The following is a 25611-nucleotide window of genomic DNA, read 5'->3' on the forward strand; positions in this document are numbered from 1 at the left end:
GGGTTATTTAGTTAAGAAATGCTAATCTATTGTTTTCTATTGCGATTATTCTTCATCAAACCCCGATTCAAATAATGCGATAATAGCATCAATAGCTTCATTTTCATCACTACCAGTAACTTCTATATCAATTTGACTGCCTTGCTCTGAATCTAACATTAGCATAGCAATCACACTATCCGCTTGTGCTTCAACCCCTTCGTTGTTGCGTAAAATGACGGTTGATTGAAATGTTTTTACTAAATCAAACAACTTCATTGCAGGTCTTGCATGCATACCGAGCCGATTTTTAATCGCAACTTGTCGATATTGGGTCATTTGCGTTTTTCTAGTGTTCTGTGGCGTGATTGTACGTTTTTCCCTCTAGAGCGGAAATAATCTGCGAGTTGCTCAGCAACATAAACAGAGCGGTGTTTACCTCCCGTACAACCGATCGCAACCGTTAAATAACTACGGTTATTGGTTTCTAACATCGGCAACCAAAGTTCAAGATAGCTTCTAGTTTGATAAATAAAGTTATGAACTTCGGTGTGTCTATCTAAAAATGCCGCGACAGGGCGATCTAGACCTGTCATTGGACGCAGTTTAGGATCCCAATGTGGATTTGGTAAGAATCGCACATCAAAAACATAATCCGCATCAATAGGAATACCATGCTTAAAGCCAAAGGATTCAAAAACCATCGTTAGCTCACGTTCACGCTTGCCTAATAAGCGAGTACGCAGCATTTCTGCAAGCTCATGAACTGACATTTCAGAGGTGTCAATGATGAGATCAGCTCGTGATCGTAATGGCTCAAGCAGATCACTCTCTGTATCAATCGCCATTTCTAATGAAAGATTTTTAGTTGAGAGAGGGTGTAGACGTCGTGTATCACTATAACGACGAATTAAGGTATTTCTATCTGCGTCTAAAAATAAGAGTTGTGGAGAATATTCAGCGGGTAAACTTTCCAGCGCTTTTTCGAAGATCTCCGGCGACTCTGGCATATTTCGGACATCAATACTGACTGCGGCAGCAGAAGCATCACGTTCAGCCAGTGTTTTTGCGAGCTCAGGTAAAAGATCAACAGGTAAGTTATCAACACAATAAAATCCCATGTCTTCAAGCGCACGCAAAGCGACCGACTTACCTGAACCAGAGCGTCCGCTGACTATCATCAGCACCATGAGGTAGCTCCCCTATAATTTCCCAGTGATGAATATCATTCCACTGTATGCTAATCGCGTCCTACTAAACCCGTAGGGGTTATTCAGTGATAATCTGATAAAGCTCTTCATCACTTTGTGCGGAGCGTAGTCGGCGACATAAATTTTTGTCTGCCAACTGTTTTGCAATCAAAGACAGTGTGTGTAAATGTTCCTTACATTGTGTTGCAGGAACGAGTAATGCGAACAACAAGTCGACAGGTTGATTATCAATAGCGTCGAAGGCAATAGGTTCGCTTAGGTGAAGAAACACTCCAACTACTTTTTCTGTTTCATCACTTTCAATACGTCCATGAGGGATAGCCAAACCACCCCCAATCCCTGTTGTACCGACTTTTTCACGCGTCAATAAGGCTTCAAATATCAGTGTTTCGGGTAAATTAAGTGCTTTTGCTGCATTTTCACTGATAATTTCTAACGCGCGCTTTTTACTCGTGCAATGTACATCATTATGCGTACATGCCAGAGAAAGTACGTCGCTAATATTCATCTTTGTATCGTTGTTCATTGTCTTATTCACTTAGACCAGCAAACCAGATGCCACAAAGTGACATCTGGTTTTTCGTTACTGATATTGATTAGGCGTTGGTTTAAACCGAGTCATAAACAACGCAGTAACTTCGCCGATTGTATCTCCATTTCACAATGGGAAATGAATTAATGTTGTCTCAGTTTATCTTTGTGTTTGGTTAATTGACGAGCCAGTTTATCCATTAATCCATCAATTGCTGCGTACATATCTTCTGCTTCTGCAGAGGCATGCAATTCACCGCCATTAACTTGAATGGTCGCTTCCGCGATTTTATTAACTTTCTCGACTTTCAGGATAACCTGAACGTTATTAATTTTGTCAAAGAACTGAGGTAATTTCGCGCTTTTTGCTTTGACGGTATCACGCAGAGCATCGGTTAATTCAATATTATGACCAGTGATTTGAAGTTCCATAGTGTCTTCCTTCTCAATTATGCTCAAACCAACTCTTTGCGTTGATTTGAAGGCGGGATGGATAATGACTCTCTATACTTCGCAACAGTGCGTCGAGCAACTTGTATTCCAAGTTCTGCGAGCATATCAGCCAGTTTACTATCACTAAGTGGTTTCGCTGGATTTTCTGCTGCGATTAGTTTCTTCACTAAAGCCCTGATTGCTGTTGAAGAGGCTTCGCCTCCGCTATCAGTATTCACATGGCTAGAGAAAAAATACTTCAATTCGAAAATTCCTCTCGGGCAATGCAAAAATTTTTGCGTTGTCACGCGAGAAATGGTGGATTCGTGCATTTCAACCTGTTCAGCAATATCGGCTAACACTAGGGGTTTCATATGCTCTTCACCCAATTCGAAAAATGCCTGCTGTGTGTCAACAATGCAATGAGCGACTTTTAATAATGTCTCATTACGGCTTTCTAAACTTTTTATCAGCCATTTGGCTTCTTGTAAATTGTCACGAATAAATTTTCCATCACTTTCATTTTGAGTCGATTGACCCAATGCTGCATAAGTCTCATTTATTCGTAGGCGAGGAATGCTATCTGTATTTAACTCAACTTGCCAGCGTTCACCTGATTTTTTTACCAGTATATCTGGAATAACATACTCTGACTCGCCTGTATCAATACTTAATCCGGGCTTAGGATCAAGAGACTGGATCATCTCAATAACAGATTTTAGTGTCTCTTCTCGTAATTTCGTTTGACGCATCAATTGACGAAAATCACGGTTACCTAGCAACTCTAAATATTGGCTAATGACTAACTGCGTTTCTTTAAGATAGGGTGTTTCTGTTGAAAAAGCGGATAGCTGAATCAAAAGACACTCTTTTAAATCACGAGCAGCAACACCAATAGGATCAAAGCGTTGAATACGTTTTAATACGGCTTCGACTTCATCAAGCTCTAATTCATCATCGCCCATTCCAGTAAGGATGTCATCTGTTGTGACAGTTAAATAGCCTGTTTCATCAATAGCATCGATAATACTTATCGCAATTGCTCTGTCTGTTTCTGAAAATGGGGTGAGATCAGCCTGCCATGTGAGGTAATCTTGCAATGAGGCAGTTGTTTCACCTTGATACAGTGGAAGCTCATCATCAGTATAGTCATTACTGGTGCCAGAAGGAGTGCCAGCGGTGTAGATCTCTTCCCATTGAGTATCCAAAGGGAGATCATCAGGCATCTCTTTTTGCTCTAAAGCATCCAGCGTGTCGAACTCTTCAACTCCGTTTTCAGTTGTTGTTTCTGTTGTAGAGTCTGACTGATTCTCTGTATGAGAGGTCTCATCTGAAACGGGATCTTGTTGATCGTCGTCTTGTTCTAGAAGTGGATTAGACTCAAGCGCTTGCTGAATTTCTTGTTGTAATTCAAGCGTCGAAAGTTGCAACAAACGAATAGCCTGTTGTAGCTGTGGCGTCATTGCCAGTTGCTGACTAAGACGAAGTTGCAGACTTTGTTTCATAATAATGCGATGAGTCCTTTGCTGTTGTCATCCATGACAGAGTAAAAGTGAATCAAAGATTACAGGCGGAAGCCTTCACCTAAGTAAACACGTTTAACTTGCTCATTTTCAAGAATTTCTTCTGGTGAACCATGAGCGATAAGGTGACCTTGGCTGACGATATAAGCACGTTCACACACATCTAATGTTTCACGAACGTTATGGTCAGTAATCAGTACACCTAATCCATAATCACGTAGATGCTGGATAATTTTTTTAATATCTAATACCGAAATAGGGTCAACACCCGCAAAAGGTTCATCTAATAAAATGAATTTAGGGTTTGCTGCCAATGCCCGCGCGATTTCAACGCGGCGGCGTTCTCCCCCTGATAATGATTGCCCTAAGCTGTTACGTAAGTGGCTGACATTAAACTCTTCTAGCAGTTCTTCTGCTCGATCTTTTCGTTCTTCAGGCGTTAAATCATGGCGGATTTCTAAGATCCCCATAATGTTGTCATAAACGCTTAAGCGTCTAAAAATAGACGCCTCTTGAGGAAGATAGCCAATGCCTTTACGTGCTCGTTCATGTAACGGTAACAGCGTAATGTCTTCATCATCAATTGTAATACTACCTGCATCACGAGCGACAATGCCAACAACCATATAGAATGTGGTTGTTTTACCTGCACCATTTGGTCCAAGTAAGCCGACAATCTCACCTGAATTAACGTTCAGGCTTACATCACCGACGACGGTGCGCCCTTTGTATGCTTTCGCTAAATTTTCAGCTTTTAACAGCGCCATAAAGTGTTACTTACCTTTGTTGTTAACACCAGGGCCTTTCTCTTGCAACTGGGAAGGCAGTAAAACAGTAGTCACTTGTTTACCTTTACCGCTAAAAGCTTCCATTTGCTGAGTTGGGACGAGATAAGTGATCTTATCACCGGTGATATTACTGTCTAATTGTTCAAGATAGGCTTTACCCGTTAAGGTCATTAACTCTTTATCCATTTCATAGGTCATTTTCTCGCCACGACCTTTGATAGGTTTACCATCATCTTGTAACTGATAAAAAGTCACTGGGTTACCAAAAGCTTCTATTACGATCCTTTTGGAGTCACCACCTGGGCGTGTGACAACAACTTTATCAGCACGAATATCGATAGAACCTTGTTTGATCACAACATTTTGTGTAAAGGTTGTGACGTTTTTTTCTAGATCAAGCGACTGTTTCTCTGAGTTCACAACGATAGGTTGTTGTGTGTCATCTTTTAGCGCCATCGCAGGTACACTTATCGCTAAAAGTGTACCGATAATCAGTGTATTACGGATTTTTTGATTCATTAGGGATCTCATAATAGGTGTTTACCTTTTCAATCAGCTCTGCACGTTTCTCGCGCAGATTGCCTCGCATTTTTAAGCCGACTGATTTCAGTCCGACGCCGATAATAGTCACTTCATCATCAGAGGAAACATCCTGTGTATCCAAATTTGCGATAGCATTGTCTGTGCTTATTCTCTGTAGTTGAGAATCATCGGTTAAACTATCAATTTGAACATCGCCATAAAGATAGAGCATTTTACTGTTTGTCAGCTTGGCTTTATTCGCACGTACTGTCCATGTTGCATCCCCTGTCGGTGAATAGGTAGTTAAGACAGGGTTAGTAAACCATGTAAACTTTTGCTGAGCATAATTTTTGACATCATCAGCAACAAGTTTATATCCGAGTATACCCGTTGGCTCGTAAACAAAAGATATCGATGATTTGGATTGATAAGTTGGCTGACCATCATCAACAATCTCACCATCACCGAATTCAGTGTTATTAGTGTAGTTCCAGCCAATCAGCCCAAGGGCGATAATGGCAAGAATTAAGGTAAACCAGGATTTTAATTTATTCATTCTGTATCGTTATACGTTAAATCGAAAGACCTTTAGCTTCTTCAAGCCGACCTTGCGCTAAAAGGATTAAATCACACAATTCTCGTACTGCACCACGACCACCCGCAATGCGAGTTACATAATTAGCATGAGGTGTAAGTAATGGATGAGCATCAGCCACGGCGACAGAAAGTCCCACTTTTTCCATTACAGGTAAATCAATCAGGTCGTCACCAATATAGGCTGTTTGTTCAGGTTTAAGGTTTAGTGTATCTAACAGTTGTTGATACGCCAAAAGCTTATTATGCTGACCTTGGTAAAGATATGTAATACCAAGGGTTTTAGCACGGTCTTCTAACAGTTTAGACTGACGACCTGTAATGATAGCAACCTCAATGCCGGATGTAAGCAAACAACGGATTCCATACCCATCACGGACATTAAAAGCTTTTAATTCTTCGCCATTATTGCCCATGTAAATGAGTCCGTCTGACATCACACCATCAACATCACAAATCAGCAATTGGATTTTTTCTGCTTTTTTGATGATTTGTTCGCTTACTGCACCATAACAAGTTTCTATCATTGTATTCATTTTTATCCTTCGAACGTTATGACTATCTTATACAACACCAGCCTGTAATAAATCATGCATATGTAAAACACCTAACAGGATATCACTATCTTGTTCTGTTACTAATAGCGAGGTGATATGTTTTGCTTGCATTAAATTCAGTGCTTCAACGGCCAAACAATCTGGGCGAATACGAATACCGCCTCTTGTCATCACATCAGAGATTTTGGCATTATTTAGATCTATCCCTAAATCAAATATTCTTCGTAAGTCACCGTCAGTAAAGATACCGTTGATCAGCATATTATCATCGCAAATGACGGTCATTCCTAATTTTTTACGGGTTATCTCGACAAGTGCTTCACGTAAAGTGGCATCTTTGGTGACACGCGGAATATCTGCCTCTTTATTCATTAAATCACTGACATGAAGGAGTAATTTACGACCTAGTGCACCACCAGGATGAGAAAGTGCAAAATCTTCAGCGGTAAAACCACGGGCACGTAAAAGTGCGATCGCTAGCGCATCCCCCATGACCAAGGTTGCCGTTGTACTGGTTGTTGGGGCAAGTCCTAAAGGACAGGCTTCTTTAGGTACTTTGATACAAAGATGAATATCGGACGCTTTCCCCATTGTACTTTGAGGAGTGCGTGTCATACAAATCAGAGTTATTTGTTTACGTTTAAGTACTGGAATAAGCGCAAGGATCTCGCTGGCTTCCCCTGAGTTTGAAATCGCTAGGACGATATCTTTTTCTGTCACCATTCCTAAGTCACCGTGGCTGGCTTCACCAGGATGAACAAAGAAAGAAGGTGTTCCTGTACTGGCGAATGTTGCAGCAATTTTATGCCCAATATGGCCAGATTTACCCATACCCATCACAATCACTCGACCTTGACAGTGAAAAATTTTTTCACAGGCAAGCGTAAAATCATCGTTGATATATTGTTCTAGTTCAGCTAACCCATCACGCTCAATATGAAGGACTTTTTTACCCGCTTGCTGAAAATCAAACTCGGTCATTTTTTTGTACCATTTATTTTAGGTTAAGAGAGAATGTGCGACGCACAACACCGTAATATAAACAATAAAGCAAACTAACAAGAATATCCCTTTTCCTCGATTAAGACGCTGTTTGCGCCCTAATGAAAAGAGAGAAAACAGTAAACTGGCGACACCAAGTACAGCAAAACTAAAATAAAATGTATTGATATTAAATGTGCTTGGTGAGAGTAATGCTGGCATGCCCAAGACAAAAGTTAGATTGAAAATATTAGCACCTATAATATTCCCTAATGCTAACTCATTCTCGCGTCTTAGTGCTGCCACAATGGTTGTTGCTAACTCAGGTAGGCTTGTTCCAATAGATAGCAAGGTTAAACCAACAAAAAATCCACTAAGATGATACTGTTGCATTAAAATAAAGACATTATCTAATATCATTTGGGTCGCAACTGGAATAATCAGTAACGCAATAACGACCCAAAAAAGTGCAACAGAATTACGGGGATTTGTCTGTAATTCAAAACGGGTTAAGGTTTCTAAAGGTAATACGTGGCGCTCTTGTGCTAGTGTTTTATGCATTGTTTTTATCATTAGAAAAATGGATGCAAAACCAATAAAAAAGAGCAGTGTGCCTTCTCTGAGCCTTAAGTTTCCGCTAGAAACAATAATGCCAACGAGCATGATGACTATAATCATCAAGGGAAGCTCTTTTTTTAGCACTGCGGACTGAATGTTCATGGGGTAAATCATCGCGCCAATACCTGCGATGAGGAGAAGGTTGGTGAGTGTCGAGCCAATGGCTGTCCCGATAGCGATATCCGGCAAATTATGAACTGCGGCATCAGTCGAAACAAAAAGCTCAGGCAGTGAAGTACCTGTACCTACAATTAAGATACCGATGACGGCTGGCGGAATTTTTAACGATTGCGCAAAAACGCTCGCACCATAAACTAATCGGTCTGATGCATAAACAAGTAACATCAACCCAAAAATTAAAAGAGACAAAGTAATCAACATGCCATCAGTTTTCCAACAAAATGAGCGAATAAAGAAAAAACCAATAAGACAGGGCTGATAAAAAAACATATTGTCAAAAGGTTTTGCTAATTCACCATATTTTGACTAGCCAAGCACGAAAAGTAAAATTAACCGTGCAATAAATTGCTAAATAGTGGTGATTTCTTTGTAACATGGCGAATGACCTGCCAAAATAGCGTAAAAATTCGTTTATGCAGACAGGCTTGAGGATGTTTTATTCATGAACGCACAATCTGACAATCTAATTGAAGTGCGCAATATGAACTTCACTCGCGGTAGCAGAAAGATCTTCTCTGAGATCAATCTTGTTGTACCGAGAGGGAAAGTGACTGCGATTATGGGCCCTTCAGGGATTGGTAAAACAACCTTGTTACGCCTAATGGGAGGACAAATCCTTCCAGATAGTGGTGAAATTTGGTTTGATGGCGACAATATTCCTGCGCTATCACGTTCTGCGTTGTATCAGGCAAGAAAAAAAATGAGTATGCTTTTTCAATCAGGCGCACTGTTCACAGACATGAATGTGTTTGAAAATGTGGCGTTTCCACTAAGAGAGCATACAAATTTACCTGAAGCATTGATCCGTACAACGGTGATGATGAAACTTGAAGCCGTGGGATTACGTGGTGCGGCAAGTTTAATGCCTTCTGAATTATCAGGAGGAATGGCGCGAAGGGCGGCATTAGCAAGAGCTATCGCGCTTGATCCTGAACTGATTATGTTTGATGAGCCTTTTGTTGGGCAAGATCCTATCACAATGGGTGTGCTGGTTAAGCTAATTGATGAGTTAAATCATGCGCTTGGTGTGACTTGTGTTGTGGTTTCCCATGATGTACCCGAAGTGTTAAGTATCGCAGATTACGCTTATATTGTTGCGGAGCAGAAAGTGATTGCTCAAGGCAGTGCACAAGAATTACAGGATAATCCAGATAGGCAAGTAAGGCAGTTTTTAGATGGTATTGCTGATGGCCCTGTGCCTTTCCGTTTTCCTGCGGGAGATTATCAGGACGACCTATTAGGACGAGGAAATTAGTACGTGGTAAATTTATTATCTCGCATTGGCACTAGAGCATTGGCGATTTTTGCTACCTTCGGAAGAGCTGGCATTATGCTCTTTCGAGCATTAGTCGGTAAGCCCGAATTTCGTAAACAGTGGCCTCTGTTAATGAAGCAACTGTATAACGTTGGTGTTCAATCCTTATTAATTATCATGGTGTCTGGACTGTTTATTGGCATGGTGTTGGGATTACAAGGCTATCTTGTTTTAACCACTTTTAGTGCTGAAGCTAGTCTTGGCATGATGGTCGCACTTTCATTGTTAAGAGAATTAGGTCCTGTGGTGACTGCATTATTATTTGCAGGTCGAGCAGGTTCAGCCTTAACTGCTGAAATCGGCTTAATGAAAGCCACAGAACAAATTTCTAGTTTAGAAATGATGGCAGTCGATCCTTTAAGACGTGTCGTTGCTCCTCGCTTTTGGGCGGGGCTTATTAGTATGCCATTACTTTCACTTATTTTTGTTGCCATCGGTATTTGGGGCGGTGCAATTGTGGGGGTGGATTGGAAAGGGATCGATGAAGGCTTTTTCTGGGCATCTATGCAGGGTGCCGTTGAATGGCGACTCGATTTAGTGAACTGCTTTATTAAAAGTGTCGTTTTTGCCATTACCGTCACTTGGATAGCGCTCTTTAACGGGTATGACGCAATCCCAACATCAGAAGGGATTAGCAGAGCAACAACACGTACTGTTGTTCATTCATCGTTAGCCGTATTGGGTTTAGATTTTGTGCTAACAGCACTGATGTTTGGGAACTAAGTCATGCAAAGTAAAAAAATTGAAGTTTGGGTTGGTCTATTTGTTCTGATTGCGTTAGCTGCTGTGATTTTCTTATGCCTTAAAGTCGCTGATATTAAAGAAATGGGTAATCAACCGACTTATCGCGTTTATGCCAGCTTCGGTAATATTGGTGGGTTAAAAGAGCGCTCTCCAGTTAAGATTGGTGGTGTGGTGATTGGTCGTGTTTCTTCTATCACCTTAAAAGAAGAAGATGAAGGAAACTATCGCCCTGAAGTCGCGCTCGATATTCTGAGCATTTATGACCACATTCCAGAAAGTAGCTCACTGTCTATTCGTACATCTGGTTTATTAGGTGAGCAGTTCCTTGCATTGAATTTAGGTTTTTATGATGAAGCGTTAGATTCTACTCTGTTAAAAGACGGGGGACGGATCACAAACACCAATTCAGCAATGGTGCTAGAAGATCTTATTGGTCAATTCCTTTATAAAACGGGTGATGGTGATGATTCAGCTAAATCTGAATCTAAACCAACAGAAGAACACTCTGCATTACCTTAATCATGAATTCCTATACGATGCACTTATACATTTAGCTAGATTTAGCGTAATAAATGCATCGTATTATTGAAACCCTATTTGAGGAGAAGCGAACATATGTTTAAACGCTTATTGATGGTCGCACTATTAGTGATAACGCCTTTTGCCATGGCGGTAGATAAAACCAATCCTTACGCATTGATGGAAGATGCGGCTCAAAAGACCTTTAGTAAATTAAAAAATGAACAGCCTGAAATTCGTAAAAATCCTGAACTTTTACGTCAAATTGTTCAGCAAGAATTACTGCCTTATGTGCATATTAAATATGCAGGTGCATTAGTGTTAGGGCCTCATTATCGTAATGCAACACCTGCGCAACGTGATGCTTATTTCACTGCATTTGAAGCGTATCTTGCCCAAGTTTATGGTCAAGCATTAGCAATGTATGAAGGTCAAGAATACCGTATTGAGCCAGCAAAACCTTTCGCAGATAAATCAACGCTAACTATTCGCGTCACCATTATCGATACAAATGGTCGCCCACCTGTTCGCCTTGATTTCCAATGGCGTAAAAACAGTAAAACAGGCGAATGGCAAGCTTATGATATGATTGCTGAAGGTGTAAGCATGATCACAACCAAACAGAATGAGTGGTCAGATATTTTAAATTCTAAAGGTGTTGATGGTTTAACAAAACAGTTAGAAATCAGTGCTAAAACACCAATCACACTGGATGAGAAAAAATAACATGTCAGCTTCGTTAAATTGGGAAAAAAAGGATGGTGTCCTTTATTTCCAAGGAACGCTAGATCGTGAAACGTTATTGCCTGCTTGGCAGCAACGTAAAGCATTATTAGCTGATATTAATATCATTGATATTTCTGCCTTAGGACATATTGATTCAACAGGGTTGGCACTTTTTGTTCACTTAAAAGCAGAAATGGAAGAGCAAAATCGTCAATTTATTATTCAAGGTGTCAGTGAGCGTTTTCAAACCTTAATTACACTCTATGATCTTGATGAAATTATGAATATTGCCTAATACAGATTTTGAGTAAAGGTATTAAAAAGCCCCCTTCATGATACTTTTATCATTAAGGGGGTTTTTGATGGTTTAAGAGTAGGGCGGATTCCATTAGGATAGACGACTGATTATTATTTTAACGTTGAGATTGAGCAATTATGGATACAAATGAAATCAAACAAGTATTAATGGACAGCCTGTCGTTAGATGAAGTCATCGTCAATGGTGATGGTAGTCATTTTCAAGTTGTCGTTGTTGGCGCAATGTTTGAGGGAATGAGCAGAGTAAAACAGCAACAAACCATTTATGCCCCTTTGATGGAATATATCGCAGATAACCGTATTCACGCTTTGTCTATTAAAGCCTACACACCTGAAGAGTGGAAGAGAGATCGTAAACTTAACGGGCTTTAATTCAGTAGGTATACAGCGTACAGCAAAATAAAAAGAGAGTTCTACAGATGGATAAATTTAGAGTACAAGGACCAACCTGTTTATCAGGTGAGGTCACTATTTCAGGCGCAAAAAATGCCGCACTACCAATCCTGTTCGCTGCGATCCTTGCCGAAGAGCCAGTAGAATTAACCAATGTTCCTAAATTAAAAGATATCGATACAACGATTAAGTTACTTAATCGCTTGGGAACTAATGTTGAACGTAATGGCTCTGTTTTCGTTGATGCTCGTAACATTAATGAATTTTGCGCTCCTTACGAGTTAGTAAAAACCATGCGTGCTTCTATTTGGGCTTTAGGCCCGCTGGTGGCTCGCTTTGGTCAAGGTCAGGTTTCTTTACCGGGTGGCTGTGCCATTGGTGCTCGTCCTGTTGATCTTCATATCACAGGTTTAGAGCAATTAGGCGCAGAAATCACACTGGATGAAGGTTATGTGAAAGCACGCGTTGATGGGCGTTTAAAAGGCGCACATATTGTCATGGATAAAGTGAGCGTGGGCGCCACTATCACTATTATGACTGCTGCGGTATTAGCTGAAGGCAAAACCATCATTGAGAATGCGGCAAGAGAGCCTGAAATTGAAGATACCGCAAACTTCCTCAATACATTAGGTGCCAAAATTAGTGGTGCAGGTACAGACAGCATTACTATTGAAGGTGTAGAACGTCTTGGTGGCGGTACTTATCAAATTCTACCTGATCGTATTGAAACAGGGACTTTCTTAGTTGCTGCTGCCATTTCGCGTGGTCGCGTTGTTTGTCGTAATGCAAAACCTGATACGTTAGATGCTGTGTTGGCAAAATTACGTGAAGCTGGTGCAGATATTGAAGTGGGTGAAGATTGGATAAGCCTTGATATGCATGGTAAACGCCCTAAAGCGGTAACATTGCGTACTGCGCCACATCCTGGTTTTCCAACCGATATGCAAGCACAATTTAGCCTTTTAAATTTAGTTGCTGAAGGCGCGGGCATGATCACTGAAACTATTTTTGAAAATCGTTTTATGCACATTCCTGAGCTTATCCGTATGGGCGCTCACGCTGAAATTGAAAGCAATACTGTGTTATGCCACGGTGTTGAAAAACTGTCAGGCGCACAAGTAATGGCAACCGATTTACGTGCTTCTGCAAGCCTAGTACTTGCGGGCTGTATCGCAGAAGGCACAACCATTGTTGATCGTATTTATCATATCGACCGTGGTTATGAAAATATTGAAGCTAAATTACAGGGATTAGGGGCAAAAATAGAACGTTTGCGCTCTAATGACTAATTTATTTTAGTTATCCTTTTTTAGCGATTTAAAACCATAGTGCATTGTTGTGCTATGGTTTTTTTTGCGCATTATTTCAATAGGACTCTCAATAGAATAGGATAATTCATAAGGCATTTCTTGTGTGACAAGATACAGTAAGAAAATAAACCTGTTTTAGAGAAATCTCTATGAGCTAAAAGGAAGGGACATATATGCAGGTAACAAGGAAACAAGAGCGCTTAGTTCGCCAAGCACTGGATGAATGGCAACAATCTGGTGCAATCTCGACACAAGAATATCAACAATTAGGAAGTACATTGCATCGTATTCCTTTTGATTGGAAAAGATTAAGTCGCTACGCATTTTGGATAGCAATGGTCTGTTTGATTATTGCCGCTGGGAGTATCTTTAGCGATAGCGCATTAGTCTATTATTTAATTGAGATTTTTAGTGTTTCTGAAATTATGCGAGTTATCTCTCCTGCACTTATTGCTTCTGCGCTCTATTTATGGGGATTTAAACGTCAGCGAAAAGAAGCACAGTGGCATTACAGTACTGAGTTTATTCTCTTTTTAGGTGTGATGTTTACGGCTATTTTCCTTTGGCAACTGGGAGAATTACTGGATACAGGAAGTGGTCATATTGCTCCTCTCTTTCTAATCGGTTGTGTCATTTATGGTGCAATTGGATTTATCAGTCGTTCCTCGTTGGTGTGGTTATTCTTCTTATTGATGTTAGGAAATTGGTTTGGTGCTGAAACTGGCTATATGTCAGGATGGGGCGCTTATTGGTTAGGGATGAACTATCCTATCCGCTTTGTCTTCTTTGGCGCAGTATTATTAGCAGGCTGTTATTTCCTACAAAATATATTGATACACCGTCGTTTATTTACCATGACAAAAATAATGGGGCTGACTTATCTGTTTATTGCACTATGGATAATGTCTATTTTCGGTAATTACGATCCAGATACATGGTATCGCACTTCAAGTGTGAATTTATTGCCTTGGGCGCTATTATTTGGTGTTGTCGCCGTTATCTGTATTTATATAAGCCTTAAAACAGATGACGGTATGTTAAGAGGATTTGGCCTAACATTCCTTGGTATCAACCTTTATACCCGATTCTTTGAATATTTCTGGGATAGTTTACACAGTGCGATTTTTTTCTTTATTTTGGCGGTTTCACTAATTTTAATTGGACGAAAAGCCGAAAAAATTTGGCACGCTGTTGAAAATAACTCAATTGCTAATAAAGAGAGTAAGAGCGAATAGTATAATTAACGATGTGATAGGAGAGCTAATCCTATGGAAAAGCGAAGTTGTCATCTTCCTTTAGAAGTGAGCTGTGTTGCATGCCATTATTTTGTTTTCAAAGATAAAGATGAGGCATTTTTTGAGATCTGCCCCGTATGTGGCTGGCAAAATGATGGTACTAAAGAAGGAGAATATAGCGGTTGTAATCACAGCACATTAGAGGACTATCGTAATACCCAAAGCTTTAAAGAAAGTTGCTTACAAAGTGCAACGTTCTATATGAAATCTCCCTACTAGCCAAAAATAGGGAGATTTTTTTGTTAGTTATGATTCTGGTTGGTATTCCGAAATGGTGACATCGACATTAATTTCATTGCCATCACGCAATAATGTTACAGGTAATACCGTACCGGGGCGCGTTTCAGCAATATAATCCATCATTTCCATCGCAGAAGTCGCTGGTGCATGATTAATGCTAAGAATGATATCGCCAGTTTTTATTCCTGCTTTATCTGCTGGGCTATTTGGTGTGATACGGAAAATGCGCAACCCTTGAATTTGTTTGATGTCGGTATTTGATGAACGAATTTTAGGTAATTCTTTTGCTGTGATACCAATAAAACCACGAATAACACGACCATCACGAATAAGCTTATTCATAATTTTTACAGCAAGTTCAGTCGGAATGGCGAAGCCTAATCCTTCTGCACTAGGGCGATATCCATTATAAGTACCTGAATCAAACGTCATGGTATTAATACCCACAAGTTCGCCTTCAGTATTAATTAATGCGCCACCCGAGTTGCCTTCATTAATTGAGGCATCTGTTTGTAGAAAGTTTTGGTAGCGTGTTGGACTTAACCCAACTCGACCCGTAGCACTGATGATCCCTTGAGTAATAGTTTGTCCAATATTAAAGGGATTACCAATAGCCAGTACAACATCACCAACATGAGAAATTCGTTTACTATTAATGGGGATAGTCGGGAGTTTATCTGCATCAATCTTTAACACAGCAAGATCAGTTAATGGATCAGAGCCAACGAGTAAACCTTCATAGAGATCACCATTTTGTAACGCAACAATAATTTGATCAGCATTATTAATAACATGTTGATTTGTCAGAATATAACCACGACCATCCATAATGACGCCAGCGCCTAAAGATGTCAGCTCACGACCTTCTTGAGAAAAGCTTCCCATCGTACTGCTATAAACATTAACAACCGCAGGGGCGGCTCGTCGTACTGCTGTGTTATAGCTAAAAGGCGCATTGAGAAAATCGCCATTAAGTAGGCGTTCAATAAAAATAGGGCGAATTGAAGGAACTGCAATCAAAAGAATTGCTGCTGTGAGAAGACCAATTAGAGTTGATCGCAGTAATTTAGTTAACATAAAAATCCTATATTTATGTCTGACTGTGAAATTATTCGCGTAGAAGGGGTGAGAATAGCATAGTTTAACTTATGAAAGCATCGCTCAACGCATAAAATCCCCTTTTAAGCCACTGACTCTCATCAAAAATAGATATAAAAAAAGCCCTATAATAGATATTACAGGGCTAAGGAAATCAATAAATTAGATAGGTGAAAGCTTACTTCTTAGCGCGGTGTATTACGTAACAGTAGATAAATTTGTTCATTGCCACGTTGAATATTCAATGCAAGAACAGGCGGTTTAGCATCAATTGCTTTGCGTAAATCGCCTAGTGATGTAATTGGCGTATTATTGATACCAATAATAAGGTCGCCTTTTTGTAAACCAGATGCAGCAGCGGCTGAATCTTTTTCTACAGAATCGACTGCAACAGCTTTCACTTGTTTATTCACATAGTTACTTAATGTTGCACCTTGTAGTGCAGGAGAGAAGTTATCTGCGCGTGTTGCATCTGCCGATTGTTTCTCTAATGTCACTTTAACATCCATTGGTTTACCTTGACGGATTAAACCAATTAGGATCTCTTTACCCGGCGGTGTTGTACCCACTTTAGCTCTTAATTCAGCAAAGCTATTGATACGTTTACCATCAACTGAAATTAAAACGTCACCCGGTTTAATGCCTGCTTTTGCAGCAGATGAATCTGGCATTACTTCGCTAACAAAAGCACCGCGTTGTGCATCAATATTAAAGGATTTTGCCAGATCAGAATTCATTTCTGTACCGCGAATACCTAATATGCCACGTTTAACTTCACCATGAGAAATCAGTTGTTGGCTAAGGTCACGCGCCATATTACTTGGGATGGCGAAGCCAATACCGATGTTGCCACCACCTGGTGCTAAAATAGCAGTGTTAATTCCGATTAACTCACCATTCAAGTTAACGAGCGCGCCACCAGAGTTACCACGGTTGATTGAAGCATCGGTCTGGATAAAGTTCTCTAAACCTTCAAGATTTAAACCGCTACGACCTAGTGCGGAAATAATACCAGATGTTGCTGTTTGGCCTAAACCAAATGGGTTACCGACTGCAACCGCAAAGTCACCAACACGTAGTTGGTCAGAATCCGCCATTTTAATTGCAGTTAAGTTGGTTGGTTTTTCAATTTGCAGTAATGCGATATCGGTTTGTGGATCGCTACCAATTAATTTTGCACTAAATTCACGGCCATCATTAATTTGCAGTTGAATTTTATCTGCGCCATCAACAACGTGGTTATTTGTTAATACATAGCCTTTTTGTGCATCAATAATGACGCCAGAGCCTAAGCCTTCAAAAGGGCGTACACTTTGTTGTTGTGATGGGAAATTGGGGCCAAAGAAGAATTTGAACTCTTCGGGCACTTGCTGGTTTTGTACTCGCGTTCCAGAAACGTGGACACTGACAACCGCAGGTAACACTTTTTCTAACATTGGTGCAAGGCTTGGCAGTTGTTCACCTGATGGCATAACCGCAGGCAGCGCGGCCATACTGGTTGCTGGAATAGTAGAGAGTGAAAGTCCGACACTCATTGCTAATGCACTAAGTAATAATTTTCTTTTTTTAGTCAACATGAATTAGAGTCTCTTGATACAGTTATCAAAATAAAAGTTATTGCTCAAAATGAGCGCGATGTCACTAAGACCTGTACTGACAAAGGAAAGTTCATTAAGACATGATGTGCTTTGCTTCCTTTTACACGGATTTACAAGACAAAAGCTATCTTTAAAACCATAGCAAATAATTGTCATTTTATGACGTTTGTTAGAAAGAAAAACGCCACAAAAAATGTGGCGTTTTTAATATTAACTGTCTTTTTTATCTGTGGGTCTGAACAATCCAGATGCTCCTTCGGAGTAATCACGAGGTGGCATTTTTATTGGAGATTGGTCATTCGCTGCTTCTGATTCGCTTAAACGGTAATTAAATGGATTTTCTTGAGCAGGCATATCAGGCATGAGCTCATTAGAGCTTTTTGCCATATGTTGATAAAGCTGACGGTAATCTCTCGCCATGTTATCTAATAGTTCAGCACTTCTAGCAAAGTGGCTGACAAGCTCATTGCGATAAGTATCAAGTTCTTCTTTTTTTGTGTCTAACTCTGCTTTGATAGCATCTTGTTGACGAAGGGTGCTGTTACCGTAACGCATTGCAAGTGCGCCGATAATAAGACCGACAACTAATCCAATCAGTGCATAAACCCAAACCATGGCAACTCCTTTTCATCTAATAGTGAGGACGATGGATTCTTATAACATCATAACCGCTAAAAGGCATGGGTGGAATAATATCCTTAAGCTTAATATAAAATTCGTGTGTTACGTTGATGTTAAAACAATTCTTAATGCTTATAATAGAGCCATTCGACAGACACAAATCAGTATGTCAGAAAATTAAGGATAAGAGGGCATTCATGACTGTTAGTACGCCGTTATCACTTTATGAAGCCGCATTGAAGCAAGGTGATTATCAACCTGATGATGTTCAGAGAAAAACGGTTCTCCATCTTCAACAGATATACCATGCATTATTAAAAGAGACTCCACCAGAAAAAAATTCGCTAACCCAACGATTATTCGGGCGAATTCGCACAAAAAAACAGATTGTTACACCAGAACGTGGTCTATATATGTGGGGCGGTGTTGGACGAGGTAAAACATGGCTCATGGATATGTTTTATCAAAGCTTGCCGACAGAACGAAAGCTTCGCTTACATTTCCATCGCTTTATGTTACGTGTTCAAGAAGAACTAAAAAACTTACAAGGCCATGAAAATCCGCTAGAAATTATTGCTGATGGATTTAAAACGCAAACTGATGTGCTCTGTTTTGATGAGTTTTTCGTTTCTGATATTACTGATGCGATGATTTTAGGTACCTTGCTTGAGGCGTTATTTGCTAGAGGTATCACATTGGTGGCGACATCAAATATTCCACCTGATGAGCTTTATCGTAACGGATTACAGCGTTCTCGTTTTTTACCTGCAATAGAGCAAATCAAACAACACTGCGATATTTTAAATGTGGATGCAGGGATTGATTATCGACTAAGAACATTAACGCAAGCGCATCTTTTTTTATCTCCACTTAATGATAAAAATCGTCAGGAAATGGATAGAATTTTCACGGATTTGGCAACCAGCGAACCGCAAGTTGATTGTACCTTAACCATTAACCATCGCCCCATGAAAGTAAGAAAAGCATCTAATGGGGTACTCGCTATTAATTTTTCAACCTTGTGTATGGAACCACGTAGTCAGCTTGATTACATTGAGCTTTCTAAGCATTACCACTCTGTTTTGTTATATGACATGGAGCAAATGGGGACATTAAATGAAGACGCTGCGCGTCGGTTTCTAGCGCTTGTTGATGAGTTTTATGAGCGTAAGGTGAAACTTATTATTAATGCAAATGTAGAAATGAACGAGATTTACCAAGGTGATTTTTTACGTTTTGAATATCAACGTTGCTTATCTCGTTTACAAGAGATGCAAAGTGAAGAATATTTAGTACAACCCCATCTCGCTTAATTTTTAATTCTTGAAGAAAGTCATCTTTCATTATGGTAGGATGACGCAGGTTAAGTTGCTTGATGTTTTTTTCTATGAAAATAGAGTGCATTAGGCAGCTTACAAGCGCTCTGGAAAGGAACAATTCTTCTCTTCAGGTAGCAAGAATTTATCAGTCAAATCAGAAAAAAGTGCCAGATTCGTTTTTTTCGCTGAAATATTGAAAAAGAATTCAATTGTTTTTCAATTATGACTCGATTTTTTTTTCTGACTTCTCTATAATCTTGCGACCCCACGTTGCAGCAAGTTTTTTATTTCCCAAAAAACTCGCATTTTAGAGTCAGCAGTGCTACTCGAAGGGGTAGGTTTGCTGGACACAAGAGTCGTGTGAACCTCAATAGTATTTGAACCGAGCGTTCACCAACGTGTAACTAAACATTGGGTAATTTTCAATAATGAAAACTTTTACAGCTAAACCAGAAACCGTAAAACGCGACTGGTACGTTGTTGATGCAGACGGCAAAACTTTAGGCCGTTTAGCAACTGAAATTGCTAGCCGTTTACGCGGTAAGCACAAAGCGGAATACACTCCGCACGTTGATACTGGTGATTACATCATCGTTTTAAACGCTGAGAAAGTAGCGGTAACTGGTCATAAACGTACTGACAAAGTTTACTACCGTCATACTGGTCACGTAGGTGGTATCAAACAAGCGACTTTCGAAGAGATGATCGCCCGTAGTCCTGAGCGTGTAATCGAAATCGCGGTAAAAGGCATGCTGCCAAAAGGGCCTCTGGGTCGTGCGATGTATCGTAAACTGAAAGTTTACGCAGGATCTGAGCACAACCACGCGGCACAACAACCGCAAGTTCTGGACATTTAATCGGGATAATAGGCAATGGCTGATAATCAATACTACGGCACAGGTCGCCGCAAAAGTTCTTCCGCACGTGTCTTCATTAAGCCAGGTAGCGGTAATATCGTAATCAACAAACGTAGCCTAGAAGTTTACTTCGGCCGCGAAACAGCACGTATGGTTGTTCGTCAACCGCTGGAATTAGTTGATATGCTGGGTAAATTAGATTTATACATCACTGTTAAAGGTGGTGGTATTTCTGGTCAAGCTGGCGCGATCCGTCACGGTATCACTCGTGCACTGATGGAATATGATGAGACTCTACGTTCTGATCTGCGTAAAGCTGGTTTCGTAACCCGTGATGCGCGTTCTGTTGAACGTAAGAAAGTGGGTCTGCGTAAAGCACGTCGTCGTCCACAGTTCTCTAAACGTTAATTTGTTATCTTTTAGATATCAATTTGATGTTGAAAACCCGTCTTCACAGGCGGGTTTTTTATTTTTAACTTATTTGTGCTTATTAATAATAAAAACATAATGTTGCTAATACATGAGGCTGTTACTCATAAAACAGGCTATATGTAAGATAGCGATAGTATTAAAAAGTCTATTTTTCAGATGTTATCTCTAAATAATTTCATTTTTTGATATTATAATCTTACTTTTAAGGTAGTGTGGCATATTGTGTTGAATTATTTGCATTAGCCCCCCTAAGTAACATGAATTCTGGTAGAATAGCGAGCTTTGATGTCTTTCTTTCTATGACTTCATCATGTTGCCAATGGGTATATTGATCGTAATACCAGTGATGAGTTTGAAAGTCATACCAAAATTATTATGACAATAATGATTGTTGAATGATTATTTTGGTATTACTTGATAATGATATGTGCCGCAAAGACAGGTGAGTTTTTAACCCTGTAAAATATGATTATCCCACGATAACACTGTTATACAGGTAGTTACCCAATGCAGTTAATAGCTTAAATGTTTATTTAGGTCTACTGCGTTTGTGTGCTTGTCTTTTAGGAATGGGGAAATGGAAAAGGCATTGTGCTAATTCATTTCTTTAATTGATTAACTTGGAGGTTTTCATGGCTGTCGCTGCCAACAAACGTTCGGTAATGACTTTGTTTTCCGGTCCGACTGATATTTTCAGCCATCAGGTCAGAATTGTCCTAGCGGAGAAAGGTGTCAGTGTTGAAATTGAACAGGTTGAAGCTGGTAATCTTCCACAGGATCTTATCGATCTAAACCCTTACCAAAGTGTACCGACTTTGGTTGATCGTGAGCTGACTCTGTATGATTCACGCATCATCATGGAATACCTTGATGAACGCTTCCCTCATCCTCCTTTAATGCCAGTTTATCCTGTTGCTCGTGGTAGCAGCCGTTTAATGATGCATCGCATCGAGCATGATTGGTATTCTTTAATGAACACCATCGAAAAAGGAACTGAACAGCAAGCAAATGCTGCTCGTAAACAGTTAGCAGAAGAGCTACTGGCTGTATCTCCTGTGTTTAAAGAATATCCTTACTTTATGAGTGAAGAGTTCAGTTTAGTAGATTGCTACCTTGCTCCTCTGTTATGGCGTTTACCAGTGCTCGGTGTAGATTTAAGTGGTGCTGGCGCTAAAGATGTACAAATTTATATGCAGCGTGTTTTTGAGCGTGATTCTTTCCTCGCGTCATTAACCGAAGCAGAGCGTGAGATGCGCTTACCTTCAAGAGGGTAATTAAGTATGGAGATTATGGATATGTCTCCGCGTCGTCCGCATTTATTACGTGCGCATTATGACTGGATCATCGAAAATGATTTAACACCACATTTAGTTGTTGATGTGAATGTTGTCGGTGTTCAAGTCCCAATGGAATATGCGCATGATGGTCAAATTGTACTAAATATTTCATCTCGTGCTGTAGATGAATTAGAGTTAACACCGTATCAGGTTTTATTTAGTGCAAGCTTTGGTGGCATACCTCGTAAAGTGCGAGTGCCTATGGCTGCTGTTATGGCTATTTATGCGAGAGAAAACGGTGCGGGAATGATGTTTGAGCCAGAGCCTGCTTATGAATCTGGCGCATCATTACAGTTTGCTGAAGATGAGCATCAAGAAACACCAGATGCTCCTGTTGGCGAAGTCTTATCATTAGTAACGGATAAACCTGTTTCTGATGATGTAACGCCACCAGATGATGATCCAGAGCCACCTCGTCCTACAGGTCGTCCATCATTGCGTGTAGTGAAATAAGAGATTATCTTGTTTATATTAATGAAAAACCCAGTTCATTTTTAACTGGGTTTTTTTGTACACAAAAAAACGCCCTATATTTCTATAGGGCGTTTAGATTAATGATTGGGCTGAAATTATTTCAGTAGTTCTTCTAAACAACCAGTGTAAAGATTAACTGCAGTCATTAATTGTTTTTCGTCGAAGTCAAAGCCTGCTTGGTGGTGACCAGCTGTTCTATCGGCACCAACAACGAAGTACAGTGATTTACCACCACAACGTTGTACACGTTTTGCTAATACTGTTGCATCTTCACTACCACCGAATGGGCGAGTTGCAACCGCAGTTAGCTCAGAATGTTTACCCACAACTTTGGTCATAACATCAATCAGCTCTTGGTCATTCGTCAAGTCAACGGCTTCACCCATGATTTCGCTTTCCATTTCTAACTGGAAGCTATGTGCTGCGCCTTCAGCCATACGTACCGCATTTGCAGCCATAAAGCTGTTGATCTCTTCATTTTCACCACGAACTTCAATTTGCATTTCAGCGTTAGCAGGGGTGACGTTACGGCCTTCACCGGCTTTTAATACACCGATGTTGATACGTGACATTCCTTTACCATGGCGAGAAATGCCCAGCATTTGTGTTGCTGCGTGGCAAGCACCCGCTAAAGCATTACGACCAAGTTCTGGCTCTGCGCCTGCGTGAGACGGTGCGCCTTTAAAGCGGAAGTCATATTTAGTGGTACATAAGAAATGTGTTGGGTTAATAACAATTTCACCACTGTTGGCGATAAAGCCTAAGTGAGCACCTAAGAAGTAATCAGCATCATCTGCGATACCACTTTCTGCCATTGCACGAGCACCACGAACACCTTCTTCTGCTGGTTGGAATAGAATTTTAACTTTACCAACCACTTTATCTTTATTCTCAACTAACCAGTGAGCAACACCTAAACCGATAGAGATGTGTCCATCGTGACCACAAGCATGCATTTCGCCTGCGTGACAAGAAGCAAAGTTCTCTGCATGAGGACGGTGTTTTGCTTCTGTTGCTTCGTTAACACCAACACAGTCGATATCAAAGCGCAGTGCTACTGTTGGGCCTGCTTTACCACTGTCAAAGATAGCCACACAGCCAGTTAGCTCTTTCATTTCATCAAGTAGAGCTTCATCAACTTTATGCTCTCTTGCAACAGCTAGACCTTTTTCAACGACTTGACGGCGGCGACCAAAAGCAAACTCTTGATTGATAACGTCTGGGCCAACTTTAACTTCTAAACCTAAGCTACGTAGTTCTTTGACGATTTTTGCTGTGGTTAAAAATTCTGACCAACCAATTTCTGGATATTGGTGAAACTCACGACGCCATTTAATTAATTTTTCTAGTGTAATTGCTGACATATTCATTTCTCCACTTATAACATGAATAACGCAACAGCGATGACGCCGATAATCATACCCGGTGCAGTACGTTTTGCGATTTCCATAGGGTTTACGTTTGCAAGACCAGCACAAACAATTGCTGCACCTGCCAGTGGTGACATAGTACGACCTAACGCGCCAGATAATGCCGCTGCCATACCCATATCTGGGATTTCATAACCGAATTGTGCAGCATGAGGTGTTACTGTTTCGTTGAATGCGAATGCTGCTGCGTCACCAGAACCTGTGATAATACCCATTAAGAATGGCCCTAAAGTACCACCCCAGCGAGCGAATTCAGGAGAATGAGTTAAGAAGTTGATGAACGCGTCGATTAAACCAGATGCTTTCAGACCTGCTGCGAATACTGCTGCTGCAATGATGATACCTAATACATCACCATAAGCATTACCCATACCTTTAAAGAACTCTTTCGTAATTTGAGCTGGGTTAGTTAATGTGATGAACAGAGCATAGATAGAACCGATTAACATTGCCGCTGGTACAGACAGTTTAAATGTACTGAAAGTCTCGAAGAATGGCAGAATTAACAGGATTAATGGAATGAAAGGTGCTGTTGCATATAAGTAGTTAGGGCGAATAGCTTCTGGCGTTGCTTGTGCTGATGAAGATGATGCATCACCCGCAACAGAAGCCATTTTGAACTCTTTTTTCACTAAAGCGACAACCGCCAGTGAAACTGCTGCGATACCACCAGCCATTAAGCTATATGGGCTATGGCGAGCGATTAAATCAACCACTTCCATATTCGCCATGTTAGCAACGAAGGCGTTATGCGACATACCTGGGCTTAGCATTGAGCCGATAGTACCACATAACACTGCACCACCAGCGATAGCTGGGTGAATACGTGCTGCGATTAATAATGGAATGAGTGTCGCACCTACCGCTGCCGCACAACCTGCTGCTGATGGGATTGCGATATTAATAAAATACGTTACGACGACCGTAGCTGGAATAAGGAAGAAGCCCAGACGAGTCATTACTTTTGATAAAACATGAACCAGATGCATATCGCATTTGGTATATTTCATAACATAAGCAAAACCCATACTCGAACAGATTGCTTGAATTAATGATGAAGATACCATGCGCTCACTAAATGCGGCAAACGCATCTAATGGGCTTAGGCTCAAAATACAAAGCAATAAACCCGCACCGATAAGTACCATTCGGGTTTCATATTTTTTTATTAGCAAATAGACAGTTACGATAATAACGGCTACGGCTATAAGTTGCATCACCATGGTGATCCCCTAGTTAATTATGACAATACTATTAATTATGAAAGCGAACCTAACATCAATAAATTATATTTTTCTGTAAAGTTATTAGGTGACTCCATTATGAAGTTGGTAGGTTGACAATATTTGATTGTTATCAAATTTAATAGCCGAAATAAAATCTATTTTTTTAGACTGTGATGTTATTAACAAATGCGGTAAAACAATGATCATTAAAAGATGACGAAAAGGTTAAATAAAAAGAGATAAAGTAAAAAATACGAAAATAAATTATATTTACTATAGATAAAGAGTGTTATTTTGATACAAAAAAGAATATCGCTTTTTATCAAAATATTATTCTATAAATTATATTAAATGGTAATGAGAATGATTATTTAGTCTGATATCTTAATGATCCTTAAATACTATTTATTAATTTCATCGATAATATTGAAAAATTATCCCAC

Annotated in this window: 30 protein-coding genes; 14 read left to right on the top strand and 16 right to left on the bottom strand. The window is 40.1% G+C overall.

Features of this window, described 5'->3' with window-relative positions; genetic code table 11:
* Positions 1-45: 45 nt before the first annotated feature.
* The 11 genes from npr to F1325_RS02605 all read right to left on the bottom strand — a co-directional run bounded on the left by npr (position 46) and on the right by F1325_RS02605 (position 8117).
* Positions 46-318 carry a PTS phosphocarrier protein NPr gene (gene npr, locus F1325_RS02555; RefSeq protein ID WP_006535359.1) on the bottom strand — a complete coding sequence of 91 codons (273 nt, stop codon included), beginning with the start codon at positions 316-318 and terminating at the stop codon, positions 46-48.
* Positions 315-1169 (bottom strand): RNase adapter RapZ, encoded by an 855-nt coding sequence (gene rapZ / locus F1325_RS02560; protein WP_023582880.1) that lies wholly within the window; start codon positions 1167-1169, stop codon positions 315-317. Before rapZ ends, npr begins: the two co-directional genes overlap by 4 nt.
* A 79-nt stretch (positions 1170-1248) precedes the next feature.
* Positions 1249-1716, bottom strand: coding sequence for a PTS IIA-like nitrogen regulatory protein PtsN (gene ptsN, locus F1325_RS02565; protein ID WP_023582879.1), 468 nt, complete (start codon positions 1714-1716; stop codon positions 1249-1251).
* 149 nt (positions 1717-1865) lie between these two features.
* Positions 1866-2153, bottom strand: a complete 288-nt coding sequence (gene hpf, locus F1325_RS02570) for a ribosome hibernation promoting factor (RefSeq protein ID WP_036913954.1) — start codon at positions 2151-2153, stop codon at positions 1866-1868.
* A 23-nt stretch (positions 2154-2176) separates the two neighbouring features.
* Complete coding sequence (rpoN, locus tag F1325_RS02575; protein WP_160229957.1) at positions 2177-3658, bottom strand: RNA polymerase factor sigma-54; 1482 nt, start codon at positions 3656-3658, stop codon at positions 2177-2179.
* 59 nt (positions 3659-3717) lie between these two features.
* Positions 3718-4443, bottom strand: coding sequence for an LPS export ABC transporter ATP-binding protein (gene lptB, locus F1325_RS02580; RefSeq protein ID WP_006535352.1), 726 nt, complete (start codon positions 4441-4443; stop codon positions 3718-3720).
* A gap of 6 nt (positions 4444-4449) precedes the next feature.
* Entirely contained in the window at positions 4450-4983 is a 534-nt protein-coding gene (gene lptA / locus F1325_RS02585) for a lipopolysaccharide ABC transporter substrate-binding protein LptA (protein WP_075671459.1), read from the bottom strand.
* Positions 4964-5542 (bottom strand): LPS export ABC transporter periplasmic protein LptC, encoded by a 579-nt coding sequence (gene lptC, locus F1325_RS02590; RefSeq protein WP_075671457.1) that lies wholly within the window; start codon positions 5540-5542, stop codon positions 4964-4966. The genes lptA and lptC overlap by 20 nt, the downstream gene beginning before the upstream one ends.
* Positions 5543-5558: 16 nt before the next feature.
* Complete coding sequence (gene kdsC, locus F1325_RS02595) at positions 5559-6116, bottom strand: 3-deoxy-manno-octulosonate-8-phosphatase KdsC (RefSeq protein WP_109371956.1); 558 nt, start codon at positions 6114-6116, stop codon at positions 5559-5561.
* Between the two features lie 27 nt (positions 6117-6143).
* Positions 6144-7118 (bottom strand): arabinose-5-phosphate isomerase KdsD, encoded by a 975-nt coding sequence (gene kdsD / locus F1325_RS02600; protein ID WP_109371954.1) that lies wholly within the window; start codon positions 7116-7118, stop codon positions 6144-6146.
* Positions 7119-7136: 18 nt separating this feature from the next.
* Positions 7137-8117: a calcium/sodium antiporter gene (locus F1325_RS02605; protein WP_160229958.1), complete on the bottom strand. Its 981-nt coding sequence runs from the start codon at positions 8115-8117 to the stop codon at positions 7137-7139.
* Positions 8118-8358: 241 nt separating this feature from the next.
* Between F1325_RS02605 and mlaF the strand changes: the two genes are divergently transcribed.
* The 9 genes from mlaF (at position 8359) to F1325_RS02650 (ending at position 14755) form a co-directional block, all read left to right on the top strand.
* Positions 8359-9171 (top strand): phospholipid ABC transporter ATP-binding protein MlaF, encoded by an 813-nt coding sequence (gene mlaF / locus F1325_RS02610; RefSeq protein WP_100159974.1) that lies wholly within the window; start codon positions 8359-8361, stop codon positions 9169-9171.
* Positions 9172-9174: 3 nt separating this feature from the next.
* Positions 9175-9954 (top strand): lipid asymmetry maintenance ABC transporter permease subunit MlaE, encoded by a 780-nt coding sequence (gene mlaE / locus F1325_RS02615; RefSeq protein WP_109371950.1) that lies wholly within the window; start codon positions 9175-9177, stop codon positions 9952-9954.
* Between the two features lie 3 nt (positions 9955-9957).
* The gene (gene mlaD / locus F1325_RS02620; protein WP_099074096.1) at positions 9958-10494 is read left to right on the top strand and encodes an outer membrane lipid asymmetry maintenance protein MlaD; all 537 of its coding nucleotides are present in this window, start codon (positions 9958-9960) and stop codon (positions 10492-10494) included.
* Positions 10495-10590: 96 nt separating this feature from the next.
* Entirely contained in the window at positions 10591-11220 is a 630-nt protein-coding gene (gene mlaC, locus F1325_RS02625) for a phospholipid-binding protein MlaC (RefSeq protein ID WP_109371945.1), read from the top strand.
* A 1-nt stretch (position 11221) separates the two neighbouring features.
* A complete protein-coding gene (gene mlaB / locus F1325_RS02630) occupies positions 11222-11515 on the top strand; it encodes a lipid asymmetry maintenance protein MlaB (RefSeq protein WP_109371943.1) in 294 nt (97 codons plus the stop codon).
* A 140-nt stretch (positions 11516-11655) separates the two neighbouring features.
* On the top strand, positions 11656-11910 hold the full coding sequence (ibaG, locus tag F1325_RS02635) for a BolA family iron metabolism protein IbaG (RefSeq protein WP_006535338.1): 255 nt from the start codon (positions 11656-11658) through the stop codon (positions 11908-11910).
* 47 nt (positions 11911-11957) lie between these two features.
* On the top strand, positions 11958-13220 hold the full coding sequence (murA, locus tag F1325_RS02640) for a UDP-N-acetylglucosamine 1-carboxyvinyltransferase (protein WP_088493805.1): 1263 nt from the start codon (positions 11958-11960) through the stop codon (positions 13218-13220).
* A 194-nt stretch (positions 13221-13414) separates the two neighbouring features.
* A complete protein-coding gene (locus tag F1325_RS02645; RefSeq protein ID WP_109371941.1) occupies positions 13415-14476 on the top strand; it encodes a DUF2157 domain-containing protein in 1062 nt (353 codons plus the stop codon).
* Between the two features lie 33 nt (positions 14477-14509).
* Positions 14510-14755 (top strand): CPCC family cysteine-rich protein, encoded by a 246-nt coding sequence (locus F1325_RS02650; protein ID WP_109371939.1) that lies wholly within the window; start codon positions 14510-14512, stop codon positions 14753-14755.
* Between the two features lie 27 nt (positions 14756-14782).
* Here F1325_RS02650 and degS read toward each other — a convergent pair whose 3' ends face one another.
* The 3 genes from degS to zapG form a co-directional block, all read right to left on the bottom strand.
* Entirely contained in the window at positions 14783-15853 is a 1071-nt protein-coding gene (gene degS, locus F1325_RS02655; RefSeq protein WP_109371937.1) for an outer membrane-stress sensor serine endopeptidase DegS, read from the bottom strand.
* A 206-nt stretch (positions 15854-16059) separates the two neighbouring features.
* The gene (gene degQ / locus F1325_RS02660) at positions 16060-17451 is read right to left on the bottom strand and encodes a serine endoprotease DegQ (RefSeq protein WP_109371935.1); all 1392 of its coding nucleotides are present in this window, start codon (positions 17449-17451) and stop codon (positions 16060-16062) included.
* Positions 17452-17682: 231 nt separating this feature from the next.
* Positions 17683-18087: a Z-ring associated protein ZapG gene (zapG, locus tag F1325_RS02665; protein WP_023582864.1), complete on the bottom strand. Its 405-nt coding sequence runs from the start codon at positions 18085-18087 to the stop codon at positions 17683-17685.
* Positions 18088-18290: 203 nt separating this feature from the next.
* Here zapG and zapE point away from each other — a divergent pair, with 203 nt between their 5' ends.
* The 5 genes from zapE (at position 18291) to sspB (ending at position 22491) form a co-directional block, all read left to right on the top strand.
* Entirely contained in the window at positions 18291-19406 is a 1116-nt protein-coding gene (gene zapE, locus F1325_RS02670) for a cell division protein ZapE (protein WP_109371933.1), read from the top strand.
* Positions 19407-19840: 434 nt separating this feature from the next.
* Positions 19841-20269: a 50S ribosomal protein L13 gene (rplM, locus tag F1325_RS02675; protein ID WP_006535327.1), complete on the top strand. Its 429-nt coding sequence runs from the start codon at positions 19841-19843 to the stop codon at positions 20267-20269.
* A gap of 15 nt (positions 20270-20284) precedes the next feature.
* The gene (rpsI, locus tag F1325_RS02680) at positions 20285-20677 is read left to right on the top strand and encodes a 30S ribosomal protein S9 (protein ID WP_004245284.1); all 393 of its coding nucleotides are present in this window, start codon (positions 20285-20287) and stop codon (positions 20675-20677) included.
* Positions 20678-21333: 656 nt separating this feature from the next.
* Complete coding sequence (gene sspA / locus F1325_RS02685) at positions 21334-21975, top strand: stringent starvation protein SspA (RefSeq protein WP_023582862.1); 642 nt, start codon at positions 21334-21336, stop codon at positions 21973-21975.
* Between the two features lie 6 nt (positions 21976-21981).
* Complete coding sequence (sspB, locus tag F1325_RS02690) at positions 21982-22491, top strand: ClpXP protease specificity-enhancing factor (protein WP_160229959.1); 510 nt, start codon at positions 21982-21984, stop codon at positions 22489-22491.
* A 116-nt stretch (positions 22492-22607) separates the two neighbouring features.
* On the opposite strand, the gene F1325_RS02695 is transcribed toward sspB, so the two are convergent.
* Together F1325_RS02695 and dcuC are read right to left on the bottom strand one after the other, a co-directional pair.
* Positions 22608-23876 (bottom strand): amidohydrolase, encoded by a 1269-nt coding sequence (locus F1325_RS02695; RefSeq protein ID WP_109371927.1) that lies wholly within the window; start codon positions 23874-23876, stop codon positions 22608-22610.
* Between the two features lie 14 nt (positions 23877-23890).
* Positions 23891-25165 (bottom strand): C4-dicarboxylate transporter DcuC, encoded by a 1275-nt coding sequence (gene dcuC / locus F1325_RS02700; protein ID WP_109371925.1) that lies wholly within the window; start codon positions 25163-25165, stop codon positions 23891-23893.
* Positions 25166-25611 lie beyond the last annotated feature (446 nt).

Origin of the sequence: Proteus columbae, assembly GCF_009914335.1 — a bacterium.
GTDB lineage: Bacteria > Pseudomonadota > Gammaproteobacteria > Enterobacterales > Enterobacteriaceae > Proteus.

Coding starts and splice junctions, on each gene's coding strand:
- npr (WP_006535359.1), bottom strand. CDS start 318: ATGACCCAATATCGACAAGTTGCGATTAAAAATCGGCTCGGTATGCAT.
- rapZ (WP_023582880.1), bottom strand. CDS start 1,169: ATGGTGCTGATGATAGTCAGCGGACGCTCTGGTTCAGGTAAGTCGGTC.
- ptsN (WP_023582879.1), bottom strand. CDS start 1,716: ATGAACAACGATACAAAGATGAATATTAGCGACGTACTTTCTCTGGCA.
- hpf (WP_036913954.1), bottom strand. CDS start 2,153: ATGGAACTTCAAATCACTGGTCATAATATTGAATTAACCGATGCTCTG.
- rpoN (WP_160229957.1), bottom strand. CDS start 3,658: ATGAAACAAAGTCTGCAACTTCGTCTTAGTCAGCAACTGGCAATGACG.
- lptB (WP_006535352.1), bottom strand. CDS start 4,443: ATGGCGCTGTTAAAAGCTGAAAATTTAGCGAAAGCATACAAAGGGCGC.
- lptA (WP_075671459.1), bottom strand. CDS start 4,983: ATGAATCAAAAAATCCGTAATACACTGATTATCGGTACACTTTTAGCG.
- lptC (WP_075671457.1), bottom strand. CDS start 5,542: ATGAATAAATTAAAATCCTGGTTTACCTTAATTCTTGCCATTATCGCC.
- kdsC (WP_109371956.1), bottom strand. CDS start 6,116: ATGAATACAATGATAGAAACTTGTTATGGTGCAGTAAGCGAACAAATC.
- kdsD (WP_109371954.1), bottom strand. CDS start 7,118: ATGACCGAGTTTGATTTTCAGCAAGCGGGTAAAAAAGTCCTTCATATT.
- F1325_RS02605 (WP_160229958.1), bottom strand. CDS start 8,117: ATGTTGATTACTTTGTCTCTTTTAATTTTTGGGTTGATGTTACTTGTT.
- mlaF (WP_100159974.1), top strand. CDS start 8,359: ATGAACGCACAATCTGACAATCTAATTGAAGTGCGCAATATGAACTTC.
- mlaD (WP_099074096.1), top strand. CDS start 9,958: ATGCAAAGTAAAAAAATTGAAGTTTGGGTTGGTCTATTTGTTCTGATT.
- mlaC (WP_109371945.1), top strand. CDS start 10,591: ATGTTTAAACGCTTATTGATGGTCGCACTATTAGTGATAACGCCTTTT.
- mlaB (WP_109371943.1), top strand. CDS start 11,222: ATGTCAGCTTCGTTAAATTGGGAAAAAAAGGATGGTGTCCTTTATTTC.
- ibaG (WP_006535338.1), top strand. CDS start 11,656: ATGGATACAAATGAAATCAAACAAGTATTAATGGACAGCCTGTCGTTA.
- murA (WP_088493805.1), top strand. CDS start 11,958: ATGGATAAATTTAGAGTACAAGGACCAACCTGTTTATCAGGTGAGGTC.
- F1325_RS02645 (WP_109371941.1), top strand. CDS start 13,415: ATGCAGGTAACAAGGAAACAAGAGCGCTTAGTTCGCCAAGCACTGGAT.
- F1325_RS02650 (WP_109371939.1), top strand. CDS start 14,510: ATGGAAAAGCGAAGTTGTCATCTTCCTTTAGAAGTGAGCTGTGTTGCA.
- degS (WP_109371937.1), bottom strand. CDS start 15,853: ATGTTAACTAAATTACTGCGATCAACTCTAATTGGTCTTCTCACAGCA.
- degQ (WP_109371935.1), bottom strand. CDS start 17,451: ATGTTGACTAAAAAAAGAAAATTATTACTTAGTGCATTAGCAATGAGT.
- zapG (WP_023582864.1), bottom strand. CDS start 18,087: ATGGTTTGGGTTTATGCACTGATTGGATTAGTTGTCGGTCTTATTATC.
- zapE (WP_109371933.1), top strand. CDS start 18,291: ATGACTGTTAGTACGCCGTTATCACTTTATGAAGCCGCATTGAAGCAA.
- rplM (WP_006535327.1), top strand. CDS start 19,841: ATGAAAACTTTTACAGCTAAACCAGAAACCGTAAAACGCGACTGGTAC.
- rpsI (WP_004245284.1), top strand. CDS start 20,285: ATGGCTGATAATCAATACTACGGCACAGGTCGCCGCAAAAGTTCTTCC.
- sspA (WP_023582862.1), top strand. CDS start 21,334: ATGGCTGTCGCTGCCAACAAACGTTCGGTAATGACTTTGTTTTCCGGT.
- sspB (WP_160229959.1), top strand. CDS start 21,982: ATGGAGATTATGGATATGTCTCCGCGTCGTCCGCATTTATTACGTGCG.
- F1325_RS02695 (WP_109371927.1), bottom strand. CDS start 23,876: ATGTCAGCAATTACACTAGAAAAATTAATTAAATGGCGTCGTGAGTTT.
- dcuC (WP_109371925.1), bottom strand. CDS start 25,165: ATGGTGATGCAACTTATAGCCGTAGCCGTTATTATCGTAACTGTCTAT.